Raw genomic sequence first — 6,480 nt, 5'->3', positions numbered from 1 at the left:
TGCTCGCATCTCGGTGACTCCTTGGTGTGTATTGCTCTTTGTTACAACCCTGAGTTTATGCACCGAATATGCGCTGGTAAAACGCTTGCGGCGAGTCTGAAAAATCCCCTAAATCGTTGAACATTCTTTCCGGATTGTTCAACGTTTTCACCCGTTGTGGCCTGCGGATTGTTCATCAATCCGAGGGCGTGATCCGCGGTTTCGTCAGCATTGTTCAACGATCAAATTACTGCCGCCCGTAGATGGTTCAACAATCCGGCAGAACTGCATTTTATGCACTCTAAGGTGTTTCCACGCATAGTTTTTGCTGATTCCACATTTACCTGCGTGTTTGGGTTGCCTAGACAACTCATGGGCTCGCATTTTCCCTGGCTTTTCCCTCAGAAAACCCAAAAACCCCCTGGATTGTTCAAAGATCCGCGGATTGTTCAGCAATCCGGAACACCCCACTACCCCCGTTTTTCACCCCCGCTGCGGCGGCAGGTGGCCGTCGCAAAGCAAAAAGCCCCTCAAACAATGAAAAAGCCCGCAACCTACGGGCTGCGGGCGAGAAGCAAAGGCCTTATCTATAGCGAACTTCGGTGTAGCTCACCGTGGTGATGGAGGCGATGATGCGCTGGCGCAACGGCTCCGGAGCCTTCGCGGGGCCGCAACACTCACGCACCATGGCGCGGACATCGCGCTCGGACTGCGCGATTGCCAAACACTCCGGGCACGCCGCCAGGTCCTTTTTGATCTCCTCGCGGCGCTCAGGGGCGGTGTCTGCGTCGAACAGCTCGCACAGCAAGCGGTGGGTGGCCTCGCAGCCGTGAGCGTCGGTGTGGGTGTGTCCAGTGGACATTACTTCTCCTTCGCGTCCTGCTTACCGGCGGCATTTGCCATATCAGCATGGCCGAGACCGATACCGCGTTCCTTCGCCACGTCTTTCAACATCCCGCGAAGCTGTTTTCTTCCCCGGTGCAGCCGGCTCATCACGGTGCCGATGGGAATTTCCATCACTTCCGCGATCTCCTTGTACGCCATCCCCTCCACATCGGCGTAGTAGACCACCATGCGGTAGTCCTCGTTCAACGCGTTGAGCGCCTCAGAGATCCGGGAGTTCGGCATGGCTTTCAGCGCCTCCACTTCCGCGGACTCCAAGCCTGTGGAGTCGTGCGAGCTGGAGGTGTACAGCTGGTTGTCCGTCACGTCGTCCGCGGAAGTTTCCAGCGGGCGGCGCTGCTTCTTGCGGTAGGAGTTGATGTACGTGTTCGTCATAATCCGGTACAACCACGCCTTGAGGTTGGTGCCGGGTGTGAAACTGCCGAAGTTCTTGTAGGCCTTTAAATAGGTCTCCTGCACCAGGTCCTCGGCGTCCTGCGGGTTGCGCGTCATGCGCAGCGCGCCGCCGTACAGCTGGTCCAAAAGCGGCATCGCTTCTTCGTTGAAGCGCGCCTTCAGGTCATCGCGTACGCCTGCGTCTGGCTCGGTTTCGGGCATGTGAGCCATTGTAGGGCCACTGTTTCCTCTCGCTACCCTGTGGCCATGGCCGAGAAAACGCACGCACTGACCGCACTGCAAGGCACCGAGCACAAGGTGCTGACCTACTCCCCCAGCCAGGACCACTTCGGCACCCACGCAGCCGAGGAGCTTGGGCTGGATCCGGCGTCGGTGCTGAAAACGCTGGTGATCACGCACGAGCGCGAACTAGCCATCTGCTGCGTTCCCGTGGACGGGCACCTCTCGTTAAAAGCCGCGGCGAAGGCGCTCGGATGGAAACGCGCGGAGATGGCGGATCCGGCCAAGGCGCAGCGCGCCACCGGGTACGTCGTCGGCGGCATCTCGCCGCTTGGCACGAAGCAAAAGCTGAAAACGCTTATCGACGCCTCCGTGGCCGACCTGCCCGCCGTCAACGTCTCCGCCGGCCAGCGCGGCCTGTCCGCACAGCTGCACCCACGCGACTTGGCGGAGCTGACCGGGGCGACGTTCGCGCCGATCAGCGCGCCGTAGTGTTCTCCCCCATCAGCTCCCCGTAGTCGTTTCTGGTGTTGCCCACCTCCTGGGCCGCCTCGTTCCACACCAGGGTGTCCGCCACCCGGGAGGGGTGCACCAGTTCCAGTGCCTCTTCCGGGGTGCCGTCGACCCAGGTGCGGATCTCGTCCTCGCGCAGAAACAGCGGCAGGCGATGGTGCAGCCACGCCATGTTCTCCGTGGCCTCGGTGGTGACCATGGTCGTCGATAGGCGGTCTAGCCCCGTCTCCCACAGCGCGGCGGCGTACAGCATGCCTTCTTCCGGGCGCACAAAGTAGGGCTGCTTGCCGCTTTCCGTCGGTTTCCACTCGTAGTAGCCGTCCAGCACCATCAGCCCGCGGCGCGCCTTGAACGCGCTACGGAACGACGGCTTCTCGGCCACCGTCTCGCCCCGGGCGTTAAACAGCGGCGGGCCGGTTTCGTCCTTCTTCCAGGTGGGCAACAGGCCCCACCGCGCGGCGTCGATACGCGCTGTCGCCTCCGCGACCCTGATCAACGGCACCTGCTGGGTGGGCGCGATGTTGTAGCGCGGCGGCGGGGTGCCGTCCGGGGCCTCCACCTCCGCGATGCCGGGAAGGCCCGCCACCTCCTGAACAAGGTCGTCGCCTGACGTGAAAAGAACGAATCGTCCGCACATGCGCTCCATTATCATGACTTCCATGACAGAGATGTGGACTGCGCCGTTTCACCCCAGCCCGATCACCCACACACAAAAGGTGCCCGGGTCGAAATCCATGACCAACCGCGCCTACATCCTGTCGGCGCTCGCGTCCGGCCCGTCCACCATCGTCGGGGCGCTGCGCTCGCGCGACACGGACCTGATGGAAGATGCGCTGCGCGCCATGGGCACCGCCATCGAGGAGGACGGCGACACCATCCGTGTGTCCCCGGGCAAGCTGCGCTCCGCCGAGGTCGACTGCGGGCTGGCGGGCACCGTGATGCGGTTCGTGCCGCCCGTCGCGGCGTTCGCGGATGGGCCCGTGCTTTTCGACGGCGACGCCCACGCCCGCAAACGCCCCATGTCCACCATCCTGGACGCGTTGCGCGCCTTGGGGGTGTCCGTGGCGGGCGACGCGCTGCCGTTTACCGTCCACGGCACGGGCCGCGCCGAGGGCGGCCCGGTGGAGATCGACGCGTCCGGCTCCTCCCAGTTCGTCTCCGGCCTGCTGCTCGCCGCGCCCCGGTTCGAGCGCGGCGTGCAGATCCGCCACACCGGCGGCACCTTGCCGTCGATGCCGCACATCGAGATGACGGTGGCCATGCTGGAAGACGCAGGCGTTGAGGTCAAGGCTACCGCCAACTCCTGGTCCGTGGAGCCGCAGGAAATCCGCGGTACCCACTGGGAGATCGAGCCGGACCTGTCCAACGCCGCACCGTTCTTGGCCGCCGCGGCAGTCACAGGCGGCGAGGTGCGCATCCCGCATTGGCCGGTGGCCACCACCCAGCCGGGCGCGACCATGTGCTCCATCCTGGAGCGCATGGGCTGCGAGGTGGAGTTGGAGGCCGCCGGCGCCGGCCACACCCTGCGCGTACGCGGCCCGGAGGCCGGCAACTTGCGCGGCATCCGCATCGACATGAGCGACATCGGCGAGCTCGCCCCCACCGTCGCCGCCATCGCCGCCTGCGCCACCACGCCGAGCGAGCTGACCGGCATCGCCCACCTGCGTGGCCACGAAACCGACCGCCTGGCCGCGCTGTCGCGCGAAATCAACGGGCTCGGCGGCAACTGCGAGGAGCTCGGCGACGGGCTGCGCATCACCCCGACCCGGATGCGCGGCGGGGCCTGGCACACCTACGACGACCACCGCATGGCCACCGCCGGCGCAATCATCGGCCTGGTGGTGGGCGGTGTCGAGGTGGAAAACATCGAGACCACCGCCAAGACGCTGCCCGGGTTCGCCGACATGTGGGCGGAGGTGGTGGCGCAGTAATGGGCCGCAGCTTCGCCGACTACGACGAGTCCGATGTGCGCGTGCGCCCCGGCAAAGGCTCGCGCCCACGCTCGAAGAACCGCCCCACGCACGACGACGCCGAGTTCGGCCTCGTCGTGGCCAAGGACCGCGGCCGCTGGGGTGTGGTGCTCGATGATGCCGGCACCCGCCTGCAGTGCACCCGCGCCCGCGAGCTGAAGCGCACCTCCATCGAAGTGGGCGACCGCGTCGGCGTGGTCGGCGACACCTCGGGCGCGAAAGACACGCTCGCCCGCATCGTCAAACGCGAGGAGCGCACCTCGGTGCTGCGCCGCACTGCGGACGACACCGACCCGTACGAGCGCATCATCGTCGCCAACGCGCAGCTGTTGCTCATCGTGGTCGCGGCCGCGGACCCGCCGCCGCGCACCGGCTTTGTCGAGCGCGCGCTGATCGCCGCCTTTGTCGGCGGCGTGACCCCGGTGGTGTGCGTGACCAAAACCGATCTCGCGGACCCCTCAGACTTCGAGCGCGAGCTCGAGGCCATGGGGGTGGAGGTGTTGCGCACCGGCGTCGAGGACGGGGTGGAGCAGCTGCGCGAGCTTATCGACGGGCACGTCTCCGCCCTTATCGGCCACTCCGGCGTAGGCAAGTCCACCCTGGTCAACCGCATAGTGCCAGATGCGGACCGCGAGACCGGCGAAGTCTCCGGCGTGGGCAAGGGCCGGCACACCTCAACCCAGTCCGTGGCACTTGAGGTCCCCGGCGGCGGCTGGATCATCGACACCCCCGGTATCCGCTCCTTCGGCTTGGCGCACGTCTCTCCCGAAGAAATCGTGGTCGTTTTCCCGGATCTTGAGGAGGCGGCGCAGCGCTGCCCCCGCGGCTGCACGCACTTGGGCCCTCCGGCGGACCCGGAGTGTGCCTGGGACGAGCTGGACCCAGCGTCCCCCGTCGGCCGCCGGGCCGCAGCAGTGCGGGGCCTATTGACGGCCCTGCACTCCAACAACGAATGGGAGCTAAAGCAGCTCGACCAGGACCGGTAGCTCGCTCGGGTCGTAGAACGCCAAGTAGTTGTCCTGCGCGTCGCCCACGGCAAGCTCCGCGTCCTCGTCGCCCAGATCGGCGGCGTCGATGACCTCGATCGCCTTCGCGGTGGCCTCCTCAGCCTCCGCGATGTCCACGTGGATCGCCGCGATGTCCTCGAGTTGCACCGGCGCGGACAGCTTCACCACGGACTCGCCCATCTCCGGATCCGGCGTGGCCTGTGCATCCGGCACATCCGCGGAAACCACCACCCTGCGGTGCGGGTGGCGCTCCTCGTCGCCAATGGCCAGCAGGCGGATCGACGCCATCGCCGCGTCGTCGAACGCCACGGCCTCGATCTCCTCTTGGTCGCCAGAGGTGAAAAAGTCGTGCAGCGCCTCGGTGGCGGCGAACGCCCAGCCGTTGCGGGCGTGGATCAGGCGGTTGTCCTCCAGTGCCGAGAGCATGCCGAACGTGGCGGGGATGTAAACGCGCACTAGAACTCGCCCTCGACATCGAACAGGGACTGGATCTCCACCGCGGTGCGGTCGATGGCGGTGTGCAGGATGCCGATCAGGTTGTACTCGACCGCGGCGCGGACGTTCATGATGTCGTCATCGACCATCACGCACTCGTTGATGTCCACACCGATCGCGTCGGCGGCGGCCTGGAACGCGGCGCGCTCCGGCTTTTCCGCCCCGATCTCGCCGGAGAGCACCACGGCATCAACCACGCCGCCGAACTCCCACTCGCGGATCTTCTCCGCCAACTCGCCGTCGCCCTCCTCGTTGGAGAGGATGCCCACGGCGATATCCTTCGCCTTCACCGCCTCAATGAGGGTTTTCCAGCGCTGCTCGTCCTCTGCACCGGTGTCCAGCACTCCTGCGTAGTCGATGATCAAGCCCTGCACGGGATCCCTCTTTCGTTGGTTGCGTCGCGGATGCCTACTGTAGTGAGCACACCCTTTACACGGGCGGCTGCGAACGTGGACAATACTACCTACCCCGCACCACGCCCGTCCCCCTCCACCACGCATTCCGCTCACGCGAGGCTCAGATGAGGGAGGACACCCCGCCATGTACTACACAGCCCCAGGGCACAGGCACGTGCAAGTGCTCGTGCCCCGGCGAAAGCAGACACCCGCCGCGCTCAGCCGGCCCCTCGGGACGACTCGGCCCGAGTTGGTGCCGCCCGGCGCCCCAACCGACGTGGAGCCGGTCGTGGCGGAAGCGCTCAGCGCCGCCCTGAGCAAACACCGCGCCACGTCCATGATGGCGTGGCGCTTCGCGCCAGCGGTGCGCGTCCACATCCGCGCCCGGCAACACGCCGCGGCGCTGACAAGCGCGCCAACGAGTACCGCCCCCGCGGCGGGCAGGCACCGGGTGGTCACCTGCCACGCCCGCGAGGGCGGGGAATTCTTCGGCACCGTCGAAACCATTGACGGCACCAGGCGGGCTTACGCCGCGAAAATCTGCGACGGCAAGCTAGTCGCCTTCAAGGTGCTGTAGGCGGCAGCTCGTCGATAGGCAATTGC

At 66.1% G+C, this 6,480-nt stretch carries 9 protein-coding genes; 4 read left to right on the top strand and 5 right to left on the bottom strand.

Features of this window, described 5'->3' with window-relative positions:
• Nucleotides 1–562 precede the first annotated feature (562 nt).
• Nucleotides 563–841, bottom strand: coding sequence for a hypothetical protein (locus HMPREF2791_RS06655; protein WP_070476184.1), 279 nt, complete (start codon nt 839–841; stop codon nt 563–565).
• On the bottom strand, nt 841–1,479 hold the full coding sequence (locus tag HMPREF2791_RS06650; protein WP_070476181.1) for a sigma-70 family RNA polymerase sigma factor: 639 nt from the start codon (nt 1,477–1,479) through the stop codon (nt 841–843). Before HMPREF2791_RS06650 ends, HMPREF2791_RS06655 begins: the two co-directional genes overlap by 1 nt.
• A gap of 45 nt (nt 1,480–1,524) precedes the next feature.
• Here HMPREF2791_RS06650 and ybaK point away from each other — a divergent pair, with 45 nt between their 5' ends.
• Nucleotides 1,525–1,989: a Cys-tRNA(Pro) deacylase gene (gene ybaK / locus HMPREF2791_RS06645; protein WP_070844814.1), complete on the top strand. Its 465-nt coding sequence runs from the start codon at nt 1,525–1,527 to the stop codon at nt 1,987–1,989.
• On the opposite strand, the gene HMPREF2791_RS06640 is transcribed toward ybaK, so the two are convergent.
• On the bottom strand, nt 1,976–2,647 hold the full coding sequence (locus tag HMPREF2791_RS06640; RefSeq protein ID WP_070844860.1) for an SOS response-associated peptidase: 672 nt from the start codon (nt 2,645–2,647) through the stop codon (nt 1,976–1,978). The genes ybaK and HMPREF2791_RS06640 overlap by 14 nt on opposite strands.
• A 13-nt stretch (nt 2,648–2,660) precedes the next feature.
• On the opposite strand from HMPREF2791_RS06640, the gene aroA reads away from it, so the two are divergent.
• Nucleotides 2,661–3,941, top strand: a complete 1,281-nt coding sequence (aroA, locus tag HMPREF2791_RS06635) for a 3-phosphoshikimate 1-carboxyvinyltransferase (RefSeq protein WP_070844859.1) — start codon at nt 2,661–2,663, stop codon at nt 3,939–3,941.
• Nucleotides 3,941–4,966 carry a ribosome small subunit-dependent GTPase A gene (gene rsgA, locus HMPREF2791_RS06630; RefSeq protein WP_070844813.1) on the top strand — a complete coding sequence of 342 codons (1,026 nt, stop codon included), beginning with the start codon at nt 3,941–3,943 and terminating at the stop codon, nt 4,964–4,966. The genes aroA and rsgA overlap by 1 nt, the downstream gene beginning before the upstream one ends.
• On the opposite strand, the gene HMPREF2791_RS06625 is transcribed toward rsgA, so the two are convergent.
• Both HMPREF2791_RS06625 and HMPREF2791_RS06620 read right to left on the bottom strand, forming a co-directional pair.
• A complete protein-coding gene (locus tag HMPREF2791_RS06625; protein ID WP_070844812.1) occupies nt 4,940–5,443 on the bottom strand; it encodes a DUF6912 family protein in 504 nt (167 codons plus the stop codon). The genes rsgA and HMPREF2791_RS06625 overlap by 27 nt on opposite strands.
• Complete coding sequence (locus HMPREF2791_RS06620; RefSeq protein ID WP_070844811.1) at nt 5,443–5,856, bottom strand: HAD family hydrolase; 414 nt, start codon at nt 5,854–5,856, stop codon at nt 5,443–5,445. Before HMPREF2791_RS06620 ends, HMPREF2791_RS06625 begins: the two co-directional genes overlap by 1 nt.
• A gap of 310 nt (nt 5,857–6,166) precedes the next feature.
• Between HMPREF2791_RS06620 and HMPREF2791_RS06615 the strand changes: the two genes are divergently transcribed.
• Complete coding sequence (locus HMPREF2791_RS06615; protein ID WP_168168295.1) at nt 6,167–6,454, top strand: hypothetical protein; 288 nt, start codon at nt 6,167–6,169, stop codon at nt 6,452–6,454.
• Nucleotides 6,455–6,480: the final 26 nt, after the last annotated feature.

This window comes from Corynebacterium sp. HMSC034A01, assembly GCF_001838175.1.
In the GTDB taxonomy this organism is placed as follows: Bacteria; Actinomycetota; Actinomycetes; order Mycobacteriales; family Mycobacteriaceae; genus Corynebacterium.
This window is presented reverse-complemented; position numbering and strand designations above follow the sequence as displayed.

Bases quoted from the DNA above. Each gene is read 5' to 3' on its own strand.
- HMPREF2791_RS06655 (WP_070476184.1), bottom strand. From the start codon at position 841: ATGTCCACTGGACACACCCACACCGACGCTCACGGCTGCGAGGCCACC.
- HMPREF2791_RS06650 (WP_070476181.1), bottom strand. From the start codon at position 1,479: ATGCCCGAAACCGAGCCAGACGCAGGCGTACGCGATGACCTGAAGGCG.
- ybaK (WP_070844814.1), top strand. From the start codon at position 1,525: ATGGCCGAGAAAACGCACGCACTGACCGCACTGCAAGGCACCGAGCAC.
- HMPREF2791_RS06640 (WP_070844860.1), bottom strand. From the start codon at position 2,647: ATGTGCGGACGATTCGTTCTTTTCACGTCAGGCGACGACCTTGTTCAG.
- aroA (WP_070844859.1), top strand. From the start codon at position 2,661: ATGACTTCCATGACAGAGATGTGGACTGCGCCGTTTCACCCCAGCCCG.
- rsgA (WP_070844813.1), top strand. From the start codon at position 3,941: ATGGGCCGCAGCTTCGCCGACTACGACGAGTCCGATGTGCGCGTGCGC.